Here is an 18,661-nt window from a genome sequence, read left to right as displayed (position 1 = left end):
GGGGGCGCAGCTCGGGGCGGAACCGCCCCAAGCTGCGGGCGAGGGTGGCGGCAGGTCAGGCGGCGTCGTGGAGCCACCGGGACACAAGGTCCGGGTCTTCGCCGTAGCACTCGTCGACCACGTCGGTGAATGCGGCGTCGGGGTCGTCCAGCAGGGTCAGGACGGCGTTGACGAGGAAGTTGTCCACGTCGTCGGCGCAGCCGCCCAGATGGTTGATGTCGGCGGCCTCGTCCACGGCCCAGTTCACGGCCGTGCTCACCTGCTCGCGGGTGTACGTCCGGGCGTCGTCGTCGGTGTCCGGGAGGTCCGTGCCGGCCGACCAGAGCTGGCGCAGCTTGTCGTGCCGGTCGCTCACCTGGGACCAGGTGGTGTCGGGGTTGTCGAGGCGGGCGAGGGTCGCGGCGTACGGCCAGGTGAACCGGCCGTCGAGGAAGTCGAGTCCGGACTCGTCGGCGGTCAGCTCCACCCCGGCGTGCAGGGCGGCGAGGATGTCGGGAAGGGTGAAGACGGAGGGGGCGGTGCTCATGGTCGGGCGTGTCCTTCGTGCGGTAGGGCGTCGGGGTGAGGCTCCCCCGGCCGGGCCCGGCGCGCGGTGGCGTACGGGGCCCCGGACGGGGGCGGGGGGCTAGAGCGCGGCGACCAGCGCGGGCGGGTCGAACTGCACGGTGAGCGTGCTGCCGGGGCCGACCTCCCCGGCCCACTTGGCGTGATCGATCAGGGCGCCGTTCAGCGCCTTCAGGTCGTCGTCCCGTCCCGTCAAGTCGACCTCACGGAAGGTGCCGTCCGGGAAGCTCACGAGGGCGTCCCCCAAGTCCCAGAAGAAGCCGTCGTCGTAGCACTTAGTGGTGAACCGGACGCCCAGCGGGCGGGCGTCCGGCTGGTCGGCGAGGAACTTACGGACGGCGGCGTGAACCATGCCGGGGAGCGCTTCCTCCCCGCGCCGCTGGAGGACGTTCTCGGCGGCGTCGCGTACCGCGATCACGTCGACGGTGGGGAGCAAGTCCAGCTCGGCCGGGGCAGTGATCTCGGCGAGCGTGTAGGGCGGGCAGCCGGTCACGGCTCGGATCGCGGCGGCGACTATGCCGGCCAGCTCGTCCAGGCCGTCGACGCTGCACGCGACAGGGAGGTACACGCCGCCGTCCATGTCCTCGACGCCTTCGGGCAGCTCGGGCGTCTCGGGGAAGCCGTCTTCCGTGTACCGGGTGAAGTCGATGCAGAGGTCTCCCTCGCTGTCGATGCTCAGCGTGAAGTCGGCGGTGTAGGCGGCGGAGAGGGTGCCGGTGGTGCCCCAGTGGCCGGACTCGGCAAGCCATCGGGGGCCGAGCAGGGTGCGGGCGGCGCGGGCGATGTCGCTGATGCTGAACGGGTACTCGGTGCCGGGGGCGGGGTTGTACACGTACGGGCTGGTGCCGGTGCTCATGGTGCGGGTGTTCCTTCGGTTCGGGGTGGGTCCCGGTGTTGCTCTCACCGGGGGGAACGCCGGGCGGGCGCGGGTTGCTACGCCCGCCCGGCTGGGGGTGGGTCAGCGGCGGTAGCAGGGGCGCGTGTTGTCCAGCCGGATGACGTCGGCCAGGTGGGCGAGCCCGGCGTGGAGGGCGAGCGCGGTACGGATCAGGTGCGTGGTGCGGTCGCTGGTGTCGAGCGGGTGGGCGTTGAGCGTCTCGTGTACCGAGGTGAGCCGGTCCCGCAAGACGTGCTGCTGGCGGGCGAGCTGGGCGCTGCGGGCGTGGACGGCGTCGGGGAAGGGCAGGGGGCGGCGGAAGACGGGGGCGAGCACGTAGTCCGTGAAGTTCTCGGGGAGGCCGCTGCTGGGGGTCTCGGCGGCGATCTCGTCGGCCTTCCAGAGCGCGAACATGGCGTCGGCGGGGACGGTGTTGGTGACGGTGGTTCCGTCGAACACCTGGGGCGGCTCGGTGGCGAACACGTCGGCGGCGGCGGTGAGGAGCTGCGGGAGCGCGGCGTCGTGGTTGGGCTGCTCGCGGATCGAGTCGGCGATGGTGCGGGCGCGGTGGGCGGCGGCGAGGGCGTTGGGCAGCGGGGCGAGGGCGGTGCTCATGGCGTGGTGGCTCCGTTCGAGGGCGCGCTGGGGCGCGGGTGTGGTGGTGTCCGGGGGGCCGGGGCGCAGCAGGGGGGAGGGGGCTGCGCCCCGGCCGGTCTGAGGGCCGGTCTGAGGGTCGGTCAGGCGGCGGCGCGGGCGGCGGGGCGGCCGAGGGCGAGCGCGGCGAGGAAGTCGGCCACCTGCGTGTTCTTCGGGCGGAAGCCGGAGAGGGCGAGGGCGCGGAGGTCTTCGAGGGTCCAGAGGGCGACGGGGACGACGCGGTGCCGCTTCATGCGGGCGAGGTCGCCGGTGCGGGAGACCGTGAGGCCCTTCTTGCCGGGGCGCTTCTTGATGGTGCGGCTGGCGAGCGGGGTCCGGCCGATGCTCTTGGTCTTGCGGGTGAGGGTGGCCGCGTAGTTGTGGGCGACCAGGGGGGTGACGCCGCCCGCCATCAGGTGGTTGGAGGCGGAGGCGGTGCCGGTGGCCACGGCCTTGGTGGCGGTGCGGAGTTCGCGGGCGGCGCGGGCGCGGTTGCGGAGTTCGGCGGCGGCGGCGCGGGCACGGGTGGAGGCCATGGCGGGTGTTCCGTTCGTTCGGCGGTGGTGTTGGCGGTTGCTCTCCGCCAACAAGAAAAACAGTACACCATTCGGAAACGCGCTGGCAAGGCGGCCAGGGGAACTAATTTCAGGCTCCCTGGCCGACCCACTCACGCCCGGACATCCCGCCCCCCGGCGCACCGGTCAGAACAGGGTCTCGGCCCCCGTACCGGGCGCACTGGCGCCGCGCCGCTCCTGCCGGTTCCGGCGCGGCGGCGGGGCCTGCCCGAACAGGGCCTCCGTCCCGCACTTGTCCGGCTCGGCGAGCACCGGCCGCCGCACATCCATCAGGCGCTCCGGCTCGGCCGGCCTTTCCTGGTCGAAGTCGGCGGGACGCATCGCGGTCCAGTCGCGGTACAGGGGGGCGCCAGAAGCAGCCACAGGGGTTCTCCAGTCCTGAGGTGGTCGTACGGGCGGGGCGGGGCGCAGCGGGGCTGTGCTGCGCCCCTGGGGGCGGTTCTAGCGGGGGCGGGTGTCGGGGAGCTTGCCCACGGCGCAGCGCACCCCGAGGCGCCATCCGTCGCCGAGCGGAGTCTTCCACTGGGCGCGGACCAGCTCGGGCACGTCGACGCCGAGGTGGGTGCGCGGGACGCCGGGGTGCGGGTCGGCGGGCGCCTTCTCCGGCTGCGGCCACGGCGCGGTGATGGTGGCGGCGATCTCGTCCGTGAACCGGGGGACGGAGTGCTCAGTACCGGACCCGGCCGGGCCGGTCACGCCCCACAGGTTGCCGAGCCCCATGTACGTGACCTTCCACTGCGCGCCCCGGTAGCTGGCGAGGAAGGTGATGGCGGAGCGGGGGGCGGGCCCGGTGAGTTCAACGGCAGTGCCGGCCAGTGCGGCGGTGAGGCTGTCGCGGACGCGGGCGGGGGTGCTGCGGGGCAGGACGGACACGCGGGGGCGCCTTTCAGGGGGGGAGGGGGCCGGGGCGCGGTGCTGCGCCCCGGCGAGGGCGAGGGAGGGTCAGGCGACGGGGCGCTCGGGGAGCCGGTGGGCGGGGATGACCATCACCAGCTCGTCGGCGTTGTTCAACTGGCACACCGGGTCGAGGTCGAGTTCGTCGCGCGGCCACACGGTGAGCGCGACCGGCTCCGTGAGGTAGGTGAACGGGTCGGAACGGTGCTGCTGGCACAGCTCGCAGGGGCACGCGGGGTCCATGGGGCGCGGCCGGGCGGCGTAGGGGATGCAGCCGTACGGCAGGTAGCTGACCGTGGCGGCGTGGCCGGGGTCGTGGCCGTACACCTCGCCGAGCACCACGTCGCCGTGCTGGACGCGGTCGGCGCGGACGATGCGCACGGCGGCCGGGTCGTACTCGTACGGGTGCGTGTCGTTCGGGCGGGCGCTCATCAGCACCGGGCGCGTGAACGGGTCGAGGTCGAACGTCGTGGCCATGGGGTGGCACCTTTCGTGGGGGTGGGGAGGGGGCCGGGGCGCGGCGGCTGCGCCCCGGCTGGTGGGCGGTGGGGTCAGCGGGTGTGCGCGGTGTAGTCGGCGTGCAGGGCGCGCAGGGTGTCCGTCCACAGCGGGGTGCCGGGCTTGACCTCCAGGTCGGCGATCAGGGCGCGGCCGTTGGGGTTGCCGATGGTGGCGCCGCTGGGGGCGCGCCAGGAGTAGGAGGGCTGGGCGGCGACCTGGAGGCAGAGGTCGAGGTCGGCGGCGGGGGTGGTGCGGCAGCTCCAGCCGGTCTCGCCGGGCTCCACGCGGTTGTTCCGGTTGTCGTCGCCGATGGCGTCGGAGCGGCCGTCGGTGAAGCCGTCGTTGAAGGTGGCGACGGTGTCGGCGGTGGCCGTGGGGGCGGCGATGGTGGTGGTGCGGGCCGGGTGGGGCGCGGCGGCGGTGGGGGTCATGCCGGCCACTGCGGCGATGGCCACGGTGGCGGTGGCGAGTCCGGCGGCGAGGAGGGCGGCGGGACAGGTGAAGAGGGCACGCAGACGCATGGTGTTCCTTCGTTCGGCGGTGGTTGTCGGGGTTGCTCTCCCCGACTGATGACGACAGTACATGACCACACCGGAAAAGTACACCACTCGGAACGGGACTGATCAGAGCAGCTTTATTGGTCTGTGAAGGGTGTTGCGCATCGTTCCGACTGGTGTACTGTTCTTCTCGGCGGGAGCGCTTCCCGCCGGGCCCGGAGAGCAACCGGGCCACACCGCCGAACGAAGGAACACCCGTGCCCGTGAGCCTGGACAAGACGCCCCCGCCGCTCCCCGAAGACATGGACCGCGCCCCGGCCTACCGCGTGGAACTCCGCAAGATCACCGGGGAGTACTTCGTCCTCGCCGACACCGGATGCCGGTGGACGCCCGCCCACCCGGATCTCACCGTCGACCTCCTGGCCGTCGAACGCGCCGCGTCCCACCCCGTGGAACGCGACCTCCAGTCGCTCGACTTCCAGCTCCAGACCCTCGACGTCCCCGGCACCGCCCTCGTCATCGTGTACGCCATCAGCGCCGCCCAGGCCGCCGGACTCGCCCGCCGCATCCTCACCGACGGCTGACCGCCCGCCGCACCGCCCGCCCACACAACGGCGGGCGGTGCGCCCCGCCCCCCACACCGGCCCTCCCCGGTGTCAGGCGCAGGGCGCACCGCCCCACCCCGCCCCGGAGAGCAACCGGGGCCGCACCCCGAACGAAGGAACACCCCATGGCCGCTGAGCCCCGTACCGGCATCAAGAACGCCGACGAGATCGTCACCCTCGCGCTCGCCCACGACCTCACCGTGACCGTGACCAGCCAGGACCGCGACACCCTCACCAGCCACGTCGTCCGCATCGGCATGCGCGTCCCCGCCGCCTACGCCGGAACCGAGCTGGGCCGCGCCCTCCAGAACGAGACCGTCACCATGCTGTGGACCGTCGCCAAGCGGAAGGGCGCCCGCGGCCGCCTCGAAGACGCCGTCGCGTCCAGCGCCGTCGCCTCCCGCAAGATGCGCACCCTGGCCGCCATCACCTCCGCCGTACAGCAGCTGGGCCGCGACGCCGCCCAGCACGCCCGCGACACCGCACCCCTGCCCGAAGACGTCGTCGACGCCCCCCACGCCGTGTACGTCGACGGCCGCCAGGCCCACGCGGGCATCCCCGCCACCCACGTCCGAACCATCGTGAAGAACCGGCGCAGCGCGGGCCGCCTCATCCACCAGGACGACCAGGGCGCCATCCACTGCGACACCCGCCGCTACGCCCCGCTCCCCCCGGCCGCCGAGGAGCGCCAGCACGTGCGGATCGTCAACGACGGCCCCACCGAGGTCATTCCGACCCGTGAAGCCCTGGACGAGATCACCGCCGCGATGATGCAGCCGCAGGTGAAGCGCACCGTCAAGCGGATGTCCGCAAGCAAGTCGACCGCCCACATCGTCTACCGCGACGGCCGGACCGTGTACCTGCGCCCCGCCACCCCCGGCGACACGTTCCCCGCCCCGGCCGAGCGCCCCACGGACGCCGAGCTGACCGGCGACATCGACGCGGGACTCGCCGCCTACTACGCCGAGACGTTCGCCGCCGTCGCCGACGGCTCCGCGCTCCCCGTCCGCGCCGACATGATCCGCCCCGGCATGGACGTCATCCACGCGCACATGGGCCAGACCCGCACCGTCGCCACCGTCACCGCCTACGCCGGCCCCGGCGCGCCCTGGGTCCGCCCCACCTGGACATTCCGCAGCCACAACGAGAGCACCACCGGCAGCACCTTCCCGCCGGACATGCACCTGATGGTCACCCGCGCCTCCCTCGACTCCGTGTTCGGCACCGCGCCCGCCCTGATCCGCAGCGCCGCCGAGAACGCAGCCGCCCTCCTCGGCGAGGGCGAGCACTGGATGAAGCACTTCCGCGTGTTCGGCCGCGACCCCCGTACCGAGATCGTCGACAGGGCCGCCGCCCTCGACCTGATCGCATGGGCGGAACGCGAAGACTGGCAGTGCTACCGCGCCCAGGCCGGCGGCGTGAACCTGGAGTCGACCACGGGCGAATCGTCCTACTGGCTGGAGCCGCTCAGCGAGGAGCAGCGCGCGGCCGAGGCCGACCGGCTCCGCACAGCAGCAGCCCGCGAGGCCCTCGCCGAGCACGCCGGCCGCTAGCACCACCACCGTGGCGCCGCCCGAGGCCATCAGGGCGGCGCCACAGCCCCTCGCACACACGCGCGCATGGAACGGTCCAACAAGTCCGTAAACGAGCCCCCAGCCCTCTTCCAGGGCGTTCCTGGGGGGTGTTGTCGGGCGGGGCTTGTGTCGGCGGTGTGCCGGGTGTGGTGCGGGGGCCGTTGTCTGCCTGGTCCGCGTGGGAGCGGGTCGGGTCCCGTGGCGGAGGGTGTCCGCCGTATCTGGAGAGGTAGCGAGCGCATGAGTGCTCATGTCGAGGTCCCGTCCGTTGTCGAGTGGTCGCCGGGCCGGTTCACGGTGGAGTTGGTGTTCCCGGCGGGGTCGAAGGGGCGGGCGCAGCAGCATCACGATGTGGCGTGGGCGCTGGCCGGCGTGCACGGGGTGGAGGCGTCGACTCCGTGGAGGGTGAATCCGCGCTGGTCGGTGTACGAGGAGAACTGGGGGAACGGGGAGCGGTACGGGTGGCAGGACGTGCGGCGCCTGTCGGTGGTCGGGTCGGCGCGGGCGCTGGCCGGGTACCTGGTGGCGCTGGAGCGGGTGTTGGGCGAGGTGGAGGCGCTGGCGACGCGCGCGGTGCGGGTGTTCGGCCAGTGGAGGCGCTCCATAGCGGCCGAGGCGTTCTTGGAGTGGGAGGACGCGTCGACCATGCGGACGAGGGGCCGGGTGTTCCGTGCGGACGTTCTGCGGGCGCTGGTGCGCGGTCTGGGGGCCGGTGAGCGGGGCGTGGCGGCGCGGGATGCGTCCCGGCCGCTGTGGGAGCAGTACGAGGCGGTTGCCGGGGAGGTGTGGGCCGAGGGGGGCGGTGTGGACCTGGTGGCCGTGGATGAGCGGCTGGTGGCCGCGTGGCTGCTGCGGATGCTGCCGGAGGCTGGTCGGCAGGCCGTGGAGGAGGCGGAGCGGGTCGTGTCCGTGGAGGCCGGGCGTGTGGGGGCGGAGCGGCCGTTCGTCGGGGCGCAGTTGGAGCTGTTCCCGGAGGTGGAGCGGTCCGGCCGGCACGGTGGGGCCGCGGTGGTGGTGTGGCCGGTGGTGACGGCCGGCCGGAGGGTGTTCGCTTCGGCCGCGTGAGGATGCCGGGTCCCGTGCCCTGGGGAGGGGCGCGGGACCCGGTTCCCCACAGGTGCCTCGAATCGGCCCCTTGCCAGCACGTTTCCGAATGGTGTACTGTTCTTCTTGTTGGCGGAGAGCAACCGCCAACGTCACCGCCGAAGCGAAAGGGACACCCCGATGACCCCTGCCCTGCTGGCTCTCAAGCCCGAGGCGCAGCTCTACGCCCAGTACGGGCCGATGCGCGCCGTGGTGAACACCGACGGGTCCGCCGACACCCCCCGAGAGCAGGCCGACGCCTTCGTGTTCAACCTGCTGGGCGGCAAGAAGATCCGCGAGTCCGTCATCAACGGCGCGGACGGGCACGCCGACCTGATCATCCGGTGCGTCGAGTACATCGACCCGGTCACGCAGAAGCTCCGCTGGGCCGTCGACTACTGGTCGATCCACCGTCACATGGCCAGCGACCACAGCACCCTCGCCCTGGCCGAGCTGTCCTACGAGAAGGCCGTCCGCGACGAGTTCGCCGAGCCCACGCTGACGCTCTCCCTGGAGCGGTTCACGCGCGGCCTGGCCAGCTTCTACGACGTCACCGACGTCATCTGACCGGTCCGGTCACCTCTCCCGCCGGGGCGCGACCGTATCCGCCGCGCCCCGGCACTCTCCCCCCCCGATCTGCTGCGCCCCGCACGAAGGAGCACCACCGATGAACCAGAACGCCCCCGCGCCCTCCTCCGCCCCGGTGGACGTCATGGCCGCCATCAAGGCGTCCGGACTCCAGCTCGGCGCGCTGGTCGAGTACGACGGCCGCACGGTCGAGTCCCCCGAGGGCCCCTACTTCGTGCCGGGCGGTCGGGGCCGACTGCGCGACGTATGGACGGGCGCCGGACAGGTCATCGCCCGTGTCGAGTTCGAGGACGGCGACAACGACGCCCCCCTGCTGGCCGACGTCCGCCCCGCCACCACGCTCGTCTACAAGAAGTCCAGCGAACTCACCGAGGGCGACATCGTCCGCGAGGACGGGATGCGCGTCCGTCTCGAATCCCTGGACTTCGGCCGGGGCAGCCACCCGGACCGGTCGGTGTACTCGTGGACCGGGACCGTCCTGAACATGGACGAGGTCCGCGAGGCCGGGCACGTCCCCCTGTCGTTCCTGTGCACCTGGAAGTCCGGCGGGGTCATCGACCGGCAGGACGTCTGGACCGTCCAGGGCAACGACTTCGTCACCCGGGCTGTGGAGGCCCCCGTCGAGGAGCCCGCCGCCCCGCGCGGCTAGCCACTTCCCTCACCGGCCGGGGCGCGTCACGGCGTGCCCCGACCCCTGAAAACTCCCCAGCACTCCCCCTGTCAGCGCGTTTCCGAATGGTGTACTGTTCTTCCTGTTGGCGGAGAGCAACCGCTGGCACCAACCCCGAATCGAAGGAACACCCCATGCAGCTCAACCCGCCCGCATCCGCCCTCCGGACGACCGGCGCGCTCCCCGCGAGCCTGAAGTCCCCCCAGGTCCGGGCGGCCATCGCGGTCCTGACGGAGGCTGACCGGCCGCTCGCCGTGTTCAACGAGCACCACGAGTGCATCGAGGCCGGCGCCTACCTGGACCCGCGTGCCCGCTCCGGCGAGGTGGTCATGGACTACCTCGTGCAGGACGCGGCCGAGCCGGGCGCCGCCATCGACTACAAGGCGCTCCGCGAGACGAGGGAGGACCTCCTCCTCGACTGGGCCGGGCTGTTCTGGGCCGCCGGGTGGGGAGTGCAGGAGTACCGAGAGGGCTGCCCGAACGACGTCGAGCGGTTGACCCGGATCATCCTCACCCCGCCGGGCGTCCGAGCCGAGGGCCGGTACCCGCTCGCCGCTGCTCTGGCCGCCGCCGAGATCGCCGGACCGTCCGAGGGAGACAAGCTGTGCGCCGCTCTCCGCGCGTACGGCGTCCCCGCCTTCCTCCAGCGCTACGCGGGCGCCTCGCACGTCCTGGTGGCCGTCGACCGCACCGACGACCTGGCCGATGCGGATGCGGGTCTGCGGCTGGTGATCAGCTCGGACGAGTACGCCGACCGGGCCGCGACCGCGCATGACGAGCCGTGGAGCGTGCAGCTCTACACCCCGGCCGACGACTTCGAGGGCCAGGTGTTCCGTGCCCCGGAGGGTCTGACGCCCGTCGAGGAGTCCGCCGTCACCGCGTGGGCGGTCGCCCGCTGGCTCGACAAGGAGGGCCCCGTCCTGCTGGCCCGTCACCCCCGGCCCGCCACGGTCCCCGCGTAGCAGCTCCACCCCGCCGGGGCGCAGCACCGCGCCCCGGCTCACCATCCACCGCACCTCGTACCGCTGAAAGGCGCCATCCGTGAACGTCAGTCCCGCCGTCGCCCGTGAACTGAACCTCGCCGCCACCCTGGAGCCCAACGGAAAGCACCCCGCCATTCGGGTCGCGGGCGCGGCCGTGCACTTCTACGTCGACGCCGAGCGCGGGCAGCTCGTCGTGTCCGTGCACGTGGACACCGACGGCATCCCTGCGGGTCTCCTGTCCGGCGACACCGTGCCGCTGCTCGTCACCGTCAACGACACCACGGTCTACGACGAGTTCTGACCTCTTGCGGGGCGCGGACACCGATCCGCGCCCCGCACCCCGCGCCCCTGCCCCTGCCCCACTCCGAGGACTCCGCCATGCAGGCCGCCATGCTGTTCGACCTCCCCGCCGTCCAGGCCGAGGAGCCGCCCGTCCCTCCGAAGCCCAAGCCGACGCGGCGGAAGACCGTGCACGCGTCCGTGCCCCTCACCCCGTGGACGACCGTCCCCGACGAGCTGATCCGCGATGCGGACCGGGTAGTCATCTCGTCGTCGGGAGGTAAGGACAGTCAGGCCATGGCGTCGTACGTCGTGCGGCGCGCGAAGGCCCTCGGGATGCTGCACAAGGTCATCGTCGTCCATGCGGATCTGGGCCGGGTCGAGTGGGCCGGCACGCGGGAGCTGGCCGCCGAGCAGGCCCGCTTGCTCGGGGTGCAGCGGTTCGAGGTCGTTCAGGCCGAGGGCGCCGATCTCCTCGACCGGGTCGAGATCCGCTACGGGAAGCTGAAGGCGAAGGCCGAGCGGGAAGCCGTCGAGCGTGGCGAGGACCCCGCGACGGCGGAGGTGGCGCCGGCGTGGCCGTCGAGTCAAGCGCGCTGGTGCACCTCGGATGTGAAGCGCGGCCCGATCCGCAGGCTGTACACGCGGCTCACGGCCGAGCTGGCGCACCTGGGGCGTCCGGTGCGCATCCTGGCGTGCATCGGGCAGCGCGCGGCGGAGAGCAGCCAGCGTGCGCAGCTCGCCGAGGTGGAGATCGACCGCGGGGCGAGCAACGGGAAGCGGCACATCACCACCTGGCGGCCGATCCACTCGTGGAGCGACGCGGCCGTGTGGCGGGAGATAGCCGTGTCGGGTCTGCCGTACCACCCGGCGTACGACTGGGGTAACCGGCGCCTGTCGTGCGTGTTCTGCGTGCTGGGCTGCAACAACGACTTGATCAACGGGGCGCGGCAGGTGCCGGAGCTCGCGGCCGCCTACGCCCGGACCGAGGTGGTCGTGGGGGCCGACTTCAAGCACGGCTTGTCGATGGCGGAGATCATCCGGCGTGCGGCCGAGCTGGACGCGAAGTACGGGCCGGCCGCCAGGCCCCCGGCGGGTACGGCGATCGGCCGGGAGATCAGCCGGTACTCGGCCGCCATGTACGTGGGGCGCCTGAGTTTGCTGCGTGGCCGGTACGCGCTCGCCGCCTGACGGGCCGTGGGGTCTGGGCTTCCTCGGGGCTCAGACCCCTACTTGCCAGCACGTTTCCGGATGGTGTACTGTTCTTCTTGTTGGCGGAGAGCAACCGCCAGCGCACCGCCGAACGTAAGGAACGCCCCATGAGCGCCGCCCAGAACACGCCCGCGCAGTCCGACGTCACCCTCACCCCCGAGCTGTGGCGCCGCGAGCGCGGCCACGCCTTCTACCCGCCGAAGAGCGTCATGGGCCGCATCCCCGCCTTGTACGAGACGGACGGCGTTCCCGCCGAGCACAAGACGGTGCACGCGCACTTCTTCGCCGCCTGGGGTGACTGGTACGTCGTCGAGGTCGACCCGGCGAGCGGCGAGGCGTTCGGCTGGGCCCGGATCGGCATCGATGACCGGGACGGTGAGTGGGGGTACATCGACCTGCCCGCGCTGGAGTCGTTCCGCCAGAGCAGCGGCCTCCCCCACCTGGTGGAGCGTGACTTGCACTTCGAGCCGCAGGCGGCCGCCGAGTGCCTGCCCAAGGGGCGCCGGGTGCTGCGCTGCAAGGACGAGACCTGCACCGTCTGCCCGCCCCGCGCCTGACCTTTCCATCCCCTCGGGGCCCGGTCATCCGACCGGGCCCCCCGCTCTCCAGCCGAAAGAGGCATCCCCGCATGTCGCACGACACCGTGACCGCCCTGTACGCCGCCAATGGACAGGCCGAGGCGCCGCTCACCGTTCCCCAGATCGCCGCCGGCACGGCCCGCCTGCTCGGCTCGGACTGGTCCGCCAGGGTGCGCCGCTACGGCACCGAGTCCGAACTCACCGGCCCCGACGACTTGTCGTTCCTGTTCGCCGTCGACGAGGACGACTTGCTGTGCGTCTGGTACGGGGACGGAGTCACCGATCTGCCCGAGGAGCCCGAGTTCCCCGAGGGGGCCGACGAGTTCTCCGCGGGCTTCTGCATGGAAGCCGCTTACCCCGGTGACTACTCCGAGCTGGCCGCGAAGGCGATCCGCGTCGCCACCGGCCGCCCGTAACCCCCTCGCATTCCCTGCCGCGCCCGGCTGTCGTACGGCCGGGCGCGGCACCCCTCTCCCTGCCCTGGAGGCACCACATGCAGTACAGCGTCGAGTCCACCATCCTCCCCGTCAGCGCGCCCGAGCTGCTGGAGTGGGCGGCCGCGCACGTCGAGGCCCGCGGGTTCCACGACGGCCGTGACGGCTCGCAGTTCGGCCCGCACGGGACGACGACCCGGCTGCTGACGCCGGGCATCCTCGGTGCGCTCGACGTGGCCGGGGGCGACGGCCGGATGAGCAGTTCCCGGAGGTACGACTACGACGCGATCGAGGCCGCGCGGCGCCTGGCGCTCGATGTGCTGTCGGACCTGCTGTCCGGGGGCGCGGTGGTGCACGACACCGCCTGGGGGTCGGAGGAGCGGCACCGCCGGGCCGTGGTGCACCGGTGGGGCATGGAGGAGGGGCGTACGGCCGCCGAGGTGGCCGGGGCGTTCCGGGAGGCCGCCGTGCTCGCCGGACGGGCGCACGCCGCCGTGCAGCGGCTCGGGGTCCGGGCGTGCGAGCGGACGCCGGCCGGGGTGCTGGAGTGGGCGGCCATCCGCGTGGAGACGGTCGGGCACCGGCCGGGCGAGGAGTCGCACGACCCGGCCGGGTACGTCGACACGGCGCCGTGCACCATGCTGCACGCCCTGGAGCGGGCCGTACGCGCGGTGAAGCCGCTCCCGTCCGAGCGGAACCCCGAGTGGGGGGCGTACCGGGAGGCGAGCGACGCGGTGCGGCTGATGGCCGAGTACCTGGCGGGCGGCCCGGTGGCGCCGGACGGGGGGCCGCTGGAGGTCGACGCGCAGCGCAGGGCGGTGATCCTGGCGTGGGGGAACCGGGCCGGGCGTACGACGGAGGAGGTCGCCGCGGCGTTCCGTGCGGCCGCGCCGGGGCCGGCCGGGCTGGAGATGGTCCCGTCCGTGACCTTCCCGGTGGCTGTGGGTGCACTGTTCTAGCCCTCTTGCCAGCACGTTTCCGAATGGTGTACCGTTCTTCTTGTTGGTGGAGAGCAACCGCCAACGTCACCGCCGAAGCGAAAGGCACGCCCGCCATGGCCTACCGCCCCAACACCTCGTACGGCACCTGGTGCAACCAGGTCAACACGTACTCCACCAGCCCCGACGCCGACGTGCTGGACTACGTCAACGGCGGCCCCAACGACTGGCAGAACATGCTGGAGAGCACCGGGGCCCTGGCGAAGATCCAGGCCGACTACCGGGCCGCCATCAACGAGGCGCTGCCGCCCGCCATCAGCCTGTGCGGTGACGAGTTCATCGGCCCCTGGCAGCCCGACGACGACGAGTTCGACGGCTACCCCGTCGACGAGATCGGCGCGCTGGACTTCAAGGCCATGGTGGAGGACATCGACCTGGAGCCGATCGTCGAACGGCACGACCCCGACGCGTAGCAGCCGCCCGACCCCGCCCGGCCGCGCCCCTCCCCGCGCGCGGCCGGCATTCACCTCGCACCTGAAAGACCCTCCCGGTGACCGCCACCCTCTTCGACCTGCCCGCGTCCGCCCCGACCGACCGCGTGCTGCCGCCCGCGCCGCTGAACCCTGGCCGCCGCTCCTACGACGACGTCGACCGCGTGACCTACCTGGGCACCCATCAGCCGTCTTGGCTCGCCCGCCCGGAGTTCGCCGAGGACTGCGTACCGCTGTGCGTCGCCAACCACCGTCTGTCCGGCCGGAAGACGCTGCCGCGCGCCGTCACCCCGTGGATGCTCGACTCCGGCGGGTTCACGGAGCTGTCGAAGCACGGCCGGTGGACGGTGTCGCCGTACGCCTACGCGGCCGACGCCCGCCGGTACTACGACGAGGTCGGCCTGATGGACGTCTGCGCCATCCAGGACTGGATGTGCGAGGACGAGATCCTCACCAACACCGGGCTGACCGTGGCGGACCACCAGCTCAAGACGGTGGCTTCGTACCTGAACCTGATGACCCTCGACGCCGATCTGCCGTGGATGCCGGTGGTGCAGGGCTTCACCCTCGACGAGTACCTGCGGTGCGTCGACCTGTACGAGCGCGCCGGCGTCGACCTCACCCTTGAGCCCGTCGTCGGGATCGGCTCCGTGTGCCGCCGCCAGGGCACCAAGGAGGCCGTCCGGATCATCGAGACCCTGTGGTCCATGGGCATCCGCCTCCACGGCTTCGGCTTCAAGGTCACCGGCCTGCGCAACGGAGCCTCCCACCTGCTGTACTCCTCCGACTCCATGGCCTGGTCGGTCAATGCCACCCACCACGAGCCCATGACCGGCTGCACACACCAGCACTGCGGCAACTGCCCGCAGTACGCCCTGGCCTGGCGGAACCGGATGCTCAACTCCCTGCCCGACTACCGGCAGCTCCTCACCCTGACCGCCTGACCCCCGCTGACTTCCGGGGCGCCCGCCGTGGGCGCCCCGGCAACCCGAGAGAGGAACCCATGTCCACCACCAGCAAGCTCGCCCAGCGGTTCGCCCAGATACGCGAGCGCGTCGACCTCGCCGAGACGTACGCCGAGGACGGCGCCACCATGACCGCCATGCAGACGCTCACGGACGCCGTGACCGCCATCCTGGGCATGATCCAGCCGTCGCCCGACCCCGACCGCAAGCCCATGCCGCTGGAGCAGCTCGTGGAGACCGTGGAGGGTGCGCTGTACCGCCGGACGGCCGAGCAGGTCGCCGCCGTGCCGTGGGTCGCCGAGGCGATCGGGCTGCACGACCCGCGTATCCGGGCGCTCGGCGAGGTCGCCGCGCTGGCCGAGCAGCAGTACCGGGCGGCGCTCGTGGAGTGGATCGGGCGCGACTGGACGTGCCTGTGCGTCGTGAGCTGCGCCGAGGACCCGGCCACCGCGTGCTCCCTGTCCGGTGAACGGCACGTGCACCCGGAGATCCCCGGCCGCCCCGGCGTGTACGGGCCGTGCCCGGTCCACCCGGACGCCCCCGGCGACCACTAGCAGCACCGCAGCACCGCAAGGGGGCCGGAGAGCAACCGGCCCCCGCCCCACCCCGAACCGAAGGAACACCCGTCATGTCCCGACCCACACGCGTCCACACCATCCGCCGGCACCTGGTCCAAGGCGGCCTGAACGACCTCGGGCTGACCGAGGCCGAGCAGACGTCCGACCGTCCCCTGACCGAGCACGACGACGGCTTCTCCGTGCGCCAGACCGTCGACGAGACCGGGACGCTCGTGGTGATCGCCGCCGCGTACGGCCCCGACTGGTTCGCCAACCTGCGGGAGGTTCGGCACCGCCTGGAGCAGCCGTACGTGAAGTGCCACGTCGACGGCAACGCGGCGGGGCTCGCCGACAACGAGGTGCGGGTGCGCTGGGCGACGTCCGACGAGTTGCAGGCCCGGAAGACGGCGGCCGCCAAGCGGCAGGCGCCGGTCCGGGAGCTGCTGCGCCGCCAGCAGGCCGAGGAGCGCGCGGCGGAGGAGCGGGCGGAGCTGGAGGCGGCCGGGCAGTCCGGCCTGTTCTGACGGGTGTCACAGGATGCCGGGTCGTGACGTTCCACATCATGACCCGGCGCCCCAGGGAGTGGAGTTGCACATGACGCCGTACGAACGGCTGATGGCCGAGGCGATACCGACCGGCCGCTTCGGTCGCCCGGCTCCCCCGCAGGCGCCGCCCGCCGCTCCGGCGCGGGCCGAGCCGCCACGGTGGAGCGAGGAGGAGCAGGCCCGGCACCTGGCCGAGCTGGACGCCGGCACGGCGGGGTGGAGGCACGAGGACCCCACCTCGGACCGCAAGCGGAAGAACAGCCGGGCGCGGGCCCAGGCGAAGGCGAAGGCCGCGCGCCCCAACCTTCGGCTCGTCCCGTCCAGCACGCACCCGATCACCGACGTGGCCTGAGGAGGCAGACATGCAGTGGAACATCACCCCGCGCAGGCGCAGGCCGAACAGCCGCCGGTGGTTCGTCGACCGGTGGGCGGCCGATCGGAACGGCGGGAATCACCGCCGGATGCTGTACGCGGTGGCGTCATGAGCGTCCGGATCACGCTGCACTGCAACACCGTGTGGCGGGAGTCGGCCTGTGCCGGATTCCTGACGACCGACGCGCACACGGCAGAGGAAGCGCGCGCGGCTGCTCGGGCACGCGGCTGGCGGACCCCGCCGACGGGCAAGGACTTCTGCCCCCCGTGCTCCGGGCAGGGCCCGCAGCCGGCCGATGCCATGATGGTCGTGCTGCACTCACGGAAGGGGACGGCGGGTGCGTGAGCCTGAGGTCTCGGAGACTCGGGGGGCTCTGCGCTGCCACTGGTGGGAGGACCCGAGCGGGGACCGGTTCCTGGTGCCGGGGTGCATGACCCGTGTCGACAACCCGGACATCGACGGCTGCGACTGCCCCACCGTGGAGGCGGAGTTGAAGGCCGCCCTGGAGGAACTCGCCGCGCTGCGGACGAAGCTGGCCAGCGCGCAGGAGTGGGGCGGCTACGTGGCGCAGGCCGTGCACTCCCACCGTGACGGCACGGCCATCATGCGGAAGGCCGCGGACCTGGCCGACGCCCACGAGCAGGCGAAGCGGCGAGCGTGCGACGACAGGCCGGCCGCCACCTCGCCGGAGGCGACCCCCGGAGAACCGAGCGATGTCGGTGCCGAACGGAACGATGTATCCCGTGCCGCGCACAGCGAGCAGACTCACGGAGGAGACGTGACCAGACAGGCAGTACGCATCACCGTCCCGCGCGTACCGAGCGAAGCGGACGTGTACCGGTCGTGGCGGCAGGTGCTGACCGGGGTGGACGAGAAGGCCACGACGGGCCGGGACACCGTCCTCGGGCCCGAGGTGGGGCACGGCGCAGGTGTTGAGACGCTGCCCGGCGCCCTGGTCCTGGTCGTGGACCAGCACGTCACCGGATGGGCGCAGGCGTACCACGGCGGGAAGTCCTACCCCGAGATGGACGCGGCGCTCCAGCTCCTCCTGGTCCAGGCCGACGGCGGGCTCAAGCCCCTGTGGGCGCGGCACTTCAAGACCGCGAAAGGCGCCTTCGGTCCGGCCGCGCTGAAGCAGCTCCGCAAGTACCTCGCCGCGCACCCACCCGTCGGGGACCTGCCGGTGCGCGTCACCGACCCCGGCCCCGGCCGCCCGAACCTCAAGGCCGGAGTGTGCCGGTGGTGCGGCGGGAAGCTCGCGGCGCACGCCGGCGTCATCGTCGGGCACGGCCCCGAGGCCGAGCTGGAGCACAACCGCCACTGTCCGCTCGCCGACCTGGCGCAGGTGGGCACTCCGTGCGGGCGGTGCGGAGTGCCTGTTGCACCGAGCACCGCGCGTGTGGTCCTCGTGCGTGAGGGCACCGGCCGCCGCGAGGTGCAGCACACGGGCCGCTGCGCCGATCACCCGTCGCTGGAGGAGTACGAGCAGCAGCGGGCGGCCGAAGCGGAGCAGCGGGCCGCAGAGAAGGCCGCCGAGGCGAAGCGGGAGGCGAAGCGTGCGGCGGCCAAGGCGAAGCGGGACGCGGCGCGCGCAGTGAAGCAGGTCGCGGAGCGTGAGGCGGCCGAAGCCCTGCGGGCCCGGTTCGAGGCGCTGGACATCGTGGAGGTGACCAGCCGGGAGGAGCTGTACGACAAGGGCCTGAACCCGTACGGGGAGCGGATGCGGCTGGTGGAGATCAGCGCGCAGCTCTCCGATGGCGCTCCGGCCACCTGGTGGGAGGTCGAGGCGTACGGCGGCGGGCTGGAGGAGCCCGACGACCGGGGTGGCAGGTACTTCCTGCGCGACGACGCCCGCAGCGAGTACCAGCAGTACAAGTACGAGCGGGAGCCATACCGGCCGGAGCCGCGTCGCCCCCGCATCGGCGATGTCCCGTGCCCGCCGGGCGGCGCGAAGCACTGCGCGCACTGCGGCACCACCACTGCCCCGGCCGGCTGGATGATCGCCTCCCTCGGCCTGGCGTGCGAGGTGGACTGCTACACCCATCTGGCGAACGACCACGGCGCACACGCTCGCCTGCACCACTGAGTCCCGCATCGCCCCTTCCGGTCGTGCCGGCGTTGCTACGATCGCGTCACTGCTCCCCGCCGAAGCGGGGGTGTCTCAGCCGCATGGGCATTGCCCTGCGTAGCCCCCGCGCTGGCGGGGATCGCCCAGCCCTTTGTGGCCGCCAAGCTGCTCCCC

26 protein-coding genes are annotated in these 18,661 nt (G+C 72.7%); 18 read left to right on the top strand and 8 right to left on the bottom strand.

Annotated elements, in window-relative coordinates:
* Positions 1–55: 55 nt before the first annotated feature.
* The 8 genes from EV284_RS32010 to EV284_RS31975 all read right to left on the bottom strand — a co-directional run bounded on the left by EV284_RS32010 (position 56) and on the right by EV284_RS31975 (position 4,568).
* On the bottom strand, positions 56–526 hold the full coding sequence (locus tag EV284_RS32010; protein ID WP_130340427.1) for a hypothetical protein: 471 nt from the start codon (positions 524–526) through the stop codon (positions 56–58).
* A 99-nt stretch (positions 527–625) separates the two neighbouring features.
* A complete protein-coding gene (locus tag EV284_RS32005) occupies positions 626–1,420 on the bottom strand; it encodes a hypothetical protein (protein ID WP_130340426.1) in 795 nt (264 codons plus the stop codon).
* Between the two features lie 102 nt (positions 1,421–1,522).
* The gene (locus EV284_RS32000) at positions 1,523–2,056 is read right to left on the bottom strand and encodes a hypothetical protein (protein ID WP_130340424.1); all 534 of its coding nucleotides are present in this window, start codon (positions 2,054–2,056) and stop codon (positions 1,523–1,525) included.
* A gap of 122 nt (positions 2,057–2,178) precedes the next feature.
* A complete protein-coding gene (locus EV284_RS31995; protein ID WP_130340422.1) occupies positions 2,179–2,613 on the bottom strand; it encodes a hypothetical protein in 435 nt (144 codons plus the stop codon).
* Positions 2,614–2,778: 165 nt separating this feature from the next.
* Positions 2,779–3,015 carry a hypothetical protein gene (locus tag EV284_RS31990; protein ID WP_242625882.1) on the bottom strand — a complete coding sequence of 79 codons (237 nt, stop codon included), beginning with the start codon at positions 3,013–3,015 and terminating at the stop codon, positions 2,779–2,781.
* Between the two features lie 78 nt (positions 3,016–3,093).
* On the bottom strand, positions 3,094–3,525 hold the full coding sequence (locus tag EV284_RS31985; RefSeq protein WP_130340420.1) for a hypothetical protein: 432 nt from the start codon (positions 3,523–3,525) through the stop codon (positions 3,094–3,096).
* A gap of 69 nt (positions 3,526–3,594) precedes the next feature.
* Positions 3,595–4,023: a hypothetical protein gene (locus EV284_RS31980; protein ID WP_130340418.1), complete on the bottom strand. Its 429-nt coding sequence runs from the start codon at positions 4,021–4,023 to the stop codon at positions 3,595–3,597.
* A gap of 74 nt (positions 4,024–4,097) precedes the next feature.
* Positions 4,098–4,568, bottom strand: coding sequence for a hypothetical protein (locus EV284_RS31975; RefSeq protein WP_130340416.1), 471 nt, complete (start codon positions 4,566–4,568; stop codon positions 4,098–4,100).
* A 233-nt stretch (positions 4,569–4,801) separates the two neighbouring features.
* Between EV284_RS31975 and EV284_RS31970 the strand changes: the two genes are divergently transcribed.
* The 18 genes from EV284_RS31970 to EV284_RS31890 all read left to right on the top strand — a co-directional run bounded on the left by EV284_RS31970 (position 4,802) and on the right by EV284_RS31890 (position 18,505).
* Entirely contained in the window at positions 4,802–5,128 is a 327-nt protein-coding gene (locus EV284_RS31970) for a hypothetical protein (RefSeq protein ID WP_130340414.1), read from the top strand.
* Between the two features lie 146 nt (positions 5,129–5,274).
* Positions 5,275–6,702, top strand: a complete 1,428-nt coding sequence (locus EV284_RS31965; RefSeq protein WP_130340412.1) for a hypothetical protein — start codon at positions 5,275–5,277, stop codon at positions 6,700–6,702.
* Positions 6,703–6,963: 261 nt separating this feature from the next.
* Positions 6,964–7,788, top strand: coding sequence for a hypothetical protein (locus tag EV284_RS31960; protein WP_130340410.1), 825 nt, complete (start codon positions 6,964–6,966; stop codon positions 7,786–7,788).
* Between the two features lie 159 nt (positions 7,789–7,947).
* Positions 7,948–8,373 carry a hypothetical protein gene (locus EV284_RS31955; RefSeq protein ID WP_130340408.1) on the top strand — a complete coding sequence of 142 codons (426 nt, stop codon included), beginning with the start codon at positions 7,948–7,950 and terminating at the stop codon, positions 8,371–8,373.
* Positions 8,374–8,473: 100 nt separating this feature from the next.
* The gene (locus EV284_RS31950; protein ID WP_130340407.1) at positions 8,474–9,043 is read left to right on the top strand and encodes a hypothetical protein; all 570 of its coding nucleotides are present in this window, start codon (positions 8,474–8,476) and stop codon (positions 9,041–9,043) included.
* A 155-nt stretch (positions 9,044–9,198) separates the two neighbouring features.
* Positions 9,199–10,026 carry a hypothetical protein gene (locus tag EV284_RS31945; protein ID WP_130340405.1) on the top strand — a complete coding sequence of 276 codons (828 nt, stop codon included), beginning with the start codon at positions 9,199–9,201 and terminating at the stop codon, positions 10,024–10,026.
* Between the two features lie 79 nt (positions 10,027–10,105).
* Complete coding sequence (locus EV284_RS31940) at positions 10,106–10,348, top strand: hypothetical protein (protein WP_130340403.1); 243 nt, start codon at positions 10,106–10,108, stop codon at positions 10,346–10,348.
* A gap of 77 nt (positions 10,349–10,425) precedes the next feature.
* A complete protein-coding gene (locus tag EV284_RS31935) occupies positions 10,426–11,517 on the top strand; it encodes a phosphoadenosine phosphosulfate reductase family protein (RefSeq protein ID WP_207229187.1) in 1,092 nt (363 codons plus the stop codon).
* Positions 11,518–11,645: 128 nt separating this feature from the next.
* The gene (locus EV284_RS31930) at positions 11,646–12,095 is read left to right on the top strand and encodes a DUF2958 domain-containing protein (RefSeq protein ID WP_130340401.1); all 450 of its coding nucleotides are present in this window, start codon (positions 11,646–11,648) and stop codon (positions 12,093–12,095) included.
* Positions 12,096–12,166: 71 nt separating this feature from the next.
* The gene (locus EV284_RS31925; RefSeq protein WP_130340399.1) at positions 12,167–12,532 is read left to right on the top strand and encodes a hypothetical protein; all 366 of its coding nucleotides are present in this window, start codon (positions 12,167–12,169) and stop codon (positions 12,530–12,532) included.
* 77 nt (positions 12,533–12,609) lie between these two features.
* On the top strand, positions 12,610–13,509 hold the full coding sequence (locus tag EV284_RS31920; RefSeq protein WP_130340397.1) for a DUF6197 family protein: 900 nt from the start codon (positions 12,610–12,612) through the stop codon (positions 13,507–13,509).
* A 95-nt stretch (positions 13,510–13,604) separates the two neighbouring features.
* The gene (locus EV284_RS31915; protein ID WP_130340395.1) at positions 13,605–13,961 is read left to right on the top strand and encodes a hypothetical protein; all 357 of its coding nucleotides are present in this window, start codon (positions 13,605–13,607) and stop codon (positions 13,959–13,961) included.
* Between the two features lie 77 nt (positions 13,962–14,038).
* The gene (locus EV284_RS31910) at positions 14,039–14,923 is read left to right on the top strand and encodes a hypothetical protein (protein ID WP_207229186.1); all 885 of its coding nucleotides are present in this window, start codon (positions 14,039–14,041) and stop codon (positions 14,921–14,923) included.
* Positions 14,924–14,982: 59 nt separating this feature from the next.
* Positions 14,983–15,498: a hypothetical protein gene (locus tag EV284_RS31905; RefSeq protein WP_130340393.1), complete on the top strand. Its 516-nt coding sequence runs from the start codon at positions 14,983–14,985 to the stop codon at positions 15,496–15,498.
* A 74-nt stretch (positions 15,499–15,572) separates the two neighbouring features.
* Positions 15,573–16,025: a hypothetical protein gene (locus EV284_RS31900; RefSeq protein ID WP_130340391.1), complete on the top strand. Its 453-nt coding sequence runs from the start codon at positions 15,573–15,575 to the stop codon at positions 16,023–16,025.
* Between the two features lie 70 nt (positions 16,026–16,095).
* The gene (locus tag EV284_RS31895; RefSeq protein WP_130340389.1) at positions 16,096–16,398 is read left to right on the top strand and encodes a hypothetical protein; all 303 of its coding nucleotides are present in this window, start codon (positions 16,096–16,098) and stop codon (positions 16,396–16,398) included.
* 10 nt (positions 16,399–16,408) lie between these two features.
* Positions 16,409–16,531 carry a hypothetical protein gene (locus EV284_RS33625; RefSeq protein WP_278045876.1) on the top strand — a complete coding sequence of 41 codons (123 nt, stop codon included), beginning with the start codon at positions 16,409–16,411 and terminating at the stop codon, positions 16,529–16,531.
* 225 nt (positions 16,532–16,756) lie between these two features.
* A complete protein-coding gene (locus EV284_RS31890) occupies positions 16,757–18,505 on the top strand; it encodes a hypothetical protein (protein WP_130340387.1) in 1,749 nt (582 codons plus the stop codon).
* Positions 18,506–18,661 lie beyond the last annotated feature (156 nt).

Source organism: Streptomyces sp. BK022 (assembly GCF_004217355.1).
Classification (GTDB): domain Bacteria; phylum Actinomycetota; class Actinomycetes; order Streptomycetales; family Streptomycetaceae; genus Streptomyces; species Streptomyces griseoluteus.
Note: the sequence above shows the minus strand (reverse complement) of the source record. Positions and strands in the feature narration are given on the sequence as shown.

Bases quoted from the DNA above. Each gene is read 5' to 3' on its own strand.
- EV284_RS31915 (WP_130340395.1), top strand. From the start codon at position 13,605: ATGGCCTACCGCCCCAACACCTCGTACGGCACCTGGTGCAACCAGGTC.
- EV284_RS31975 (WP_130340416.1), bottom strand. From the start codon at position 4,568: ATGCGTCTGCGTGCCCTCTTCACCTGTCCCGCCGCCCTCCTCGCCGCC.
- EV284_RS31955 (WP_130340408.1), top strand. From the start codon at position 7,948: ATGACCCCTGCCCTGCTGGCTCTCAAGCCCGAGGCGCAGCTCTACGCC.
- EV284_RS31995 (WP_130340422.1), bottom strand. From the start codon at position 2,613: ATGGCCTCCACCCGTGCCCGCGCCGCCGCCGCCGAACTCCGCAACCGC.
- EV284_RS31945 (WP_130340405.1), top strand. From the start codon at position 9,199: ATGCAGCTCAACCCGCCCGCATCCGCCCTCCGGACGACCGGCGCGCTC.
- EV284_RS31980 (WP_130340418.1), bottom strand. From the start codon at position 4,023: ATGGCCACGACGTTCGACCTCGACCCGTTCACGCGCCCGGTGCTGATG.
- EV284_RS31905 (WP_130340393.1), top strand. From the start codon at position 14,983: ATGTCCACCACCAGCAAGCTCGCCCAGCGGTTCGCCCAGATACGCGAG.
- EV284_RS31895 (WP_130340389.1), top strand. From the start codon at position 16,096: ATGACGCCGTACGAACGGCTGATGGCCGAGGCGATACCGACCGGCCGC.
- EV284_RS31900 (WP_130340391.1), top strand. From the start codon at position 15,573: ATGTCCCGACCCACACGCGTCCACACCATCCGCCGGCACCTGGTCCAA.
- EV284_RS31930 (WP_130340401.1), top strand. From the start codon at position 11,646: ATGAGCGCCGCCCAGAACACGCCCGCGCAGTCCGACGTCACCCTCACC.
- EV284_RS31960 (WP_130340410.1), top strand. From the start codon at position 6,964: ATGAGTGCTCATGTCGAGGTCCCGTCCGTTGTCGAGTGGTCGCCGGGC.
- EV284_RS31935 (WP_207229187.1), top strand. From the start codon at position 10,426: ATGCAGGCCGCCATGCTGTTCGACCTCCCCGCCGTCCAGGCCGAGGAG.
- EV284_RS32000 (WP_130340424.1), bottom strand. From the start codon at position 2,056: ATGAGCACCGCCCTCGCCCCGCTGCCCAACGCCCTCGCCGCCGCCCAC.
- EV284_RS31950 (WP_130340407.1), top strand. From the start codon at position 8,474: ATGAACCAGAACGCCCCCGCGCCCTCCTCCGCCCCGGTGGACGTCATG.
- EV284_RS32005 (WP_130340426.1), bottom strand. From the start codon at position 1,420: ATGAGCACCGGCACCAGCCCGTACGTGTACAACCCCGCCCCCGGCACC.
- EV284_RS32010 (WP_130340427.1), bottom strand. From the start codon at position 526: ATGAGCACCGCCCCCTCCGTCTTCACCCTTCCCGACATCCTCGCCGCC.
- EV284_RS33625 (WP_278045876.1), top strand. From the start codon at position 16,409: ATGCAGTGGAACATCACCCCGCGCAGGCGCAGGCCGAACAGCCGCCGG.
- EV284_RS31965 (WP_130340412.1), top strand. From the start codon at position 5,275: ATGGCCGCTGAGCCCCGTACCGGCATCAAGAACGCCGACGAGATCGTC.
- EV284_RS31925 (WP_130340399.1), top strand. From the start codon at position 12,167: ATGTCGCACGACACCGTGACCGCCCTGTACGCCGCCAATGGACAGGCC.
- EV284_RS31920 (WP_130340397.1), top strand. From the start codon at position 12,610: ATGCAGTACAGCGTCGAGTCCACCATCCTCCCCGTCAGCGCGCCCGAG.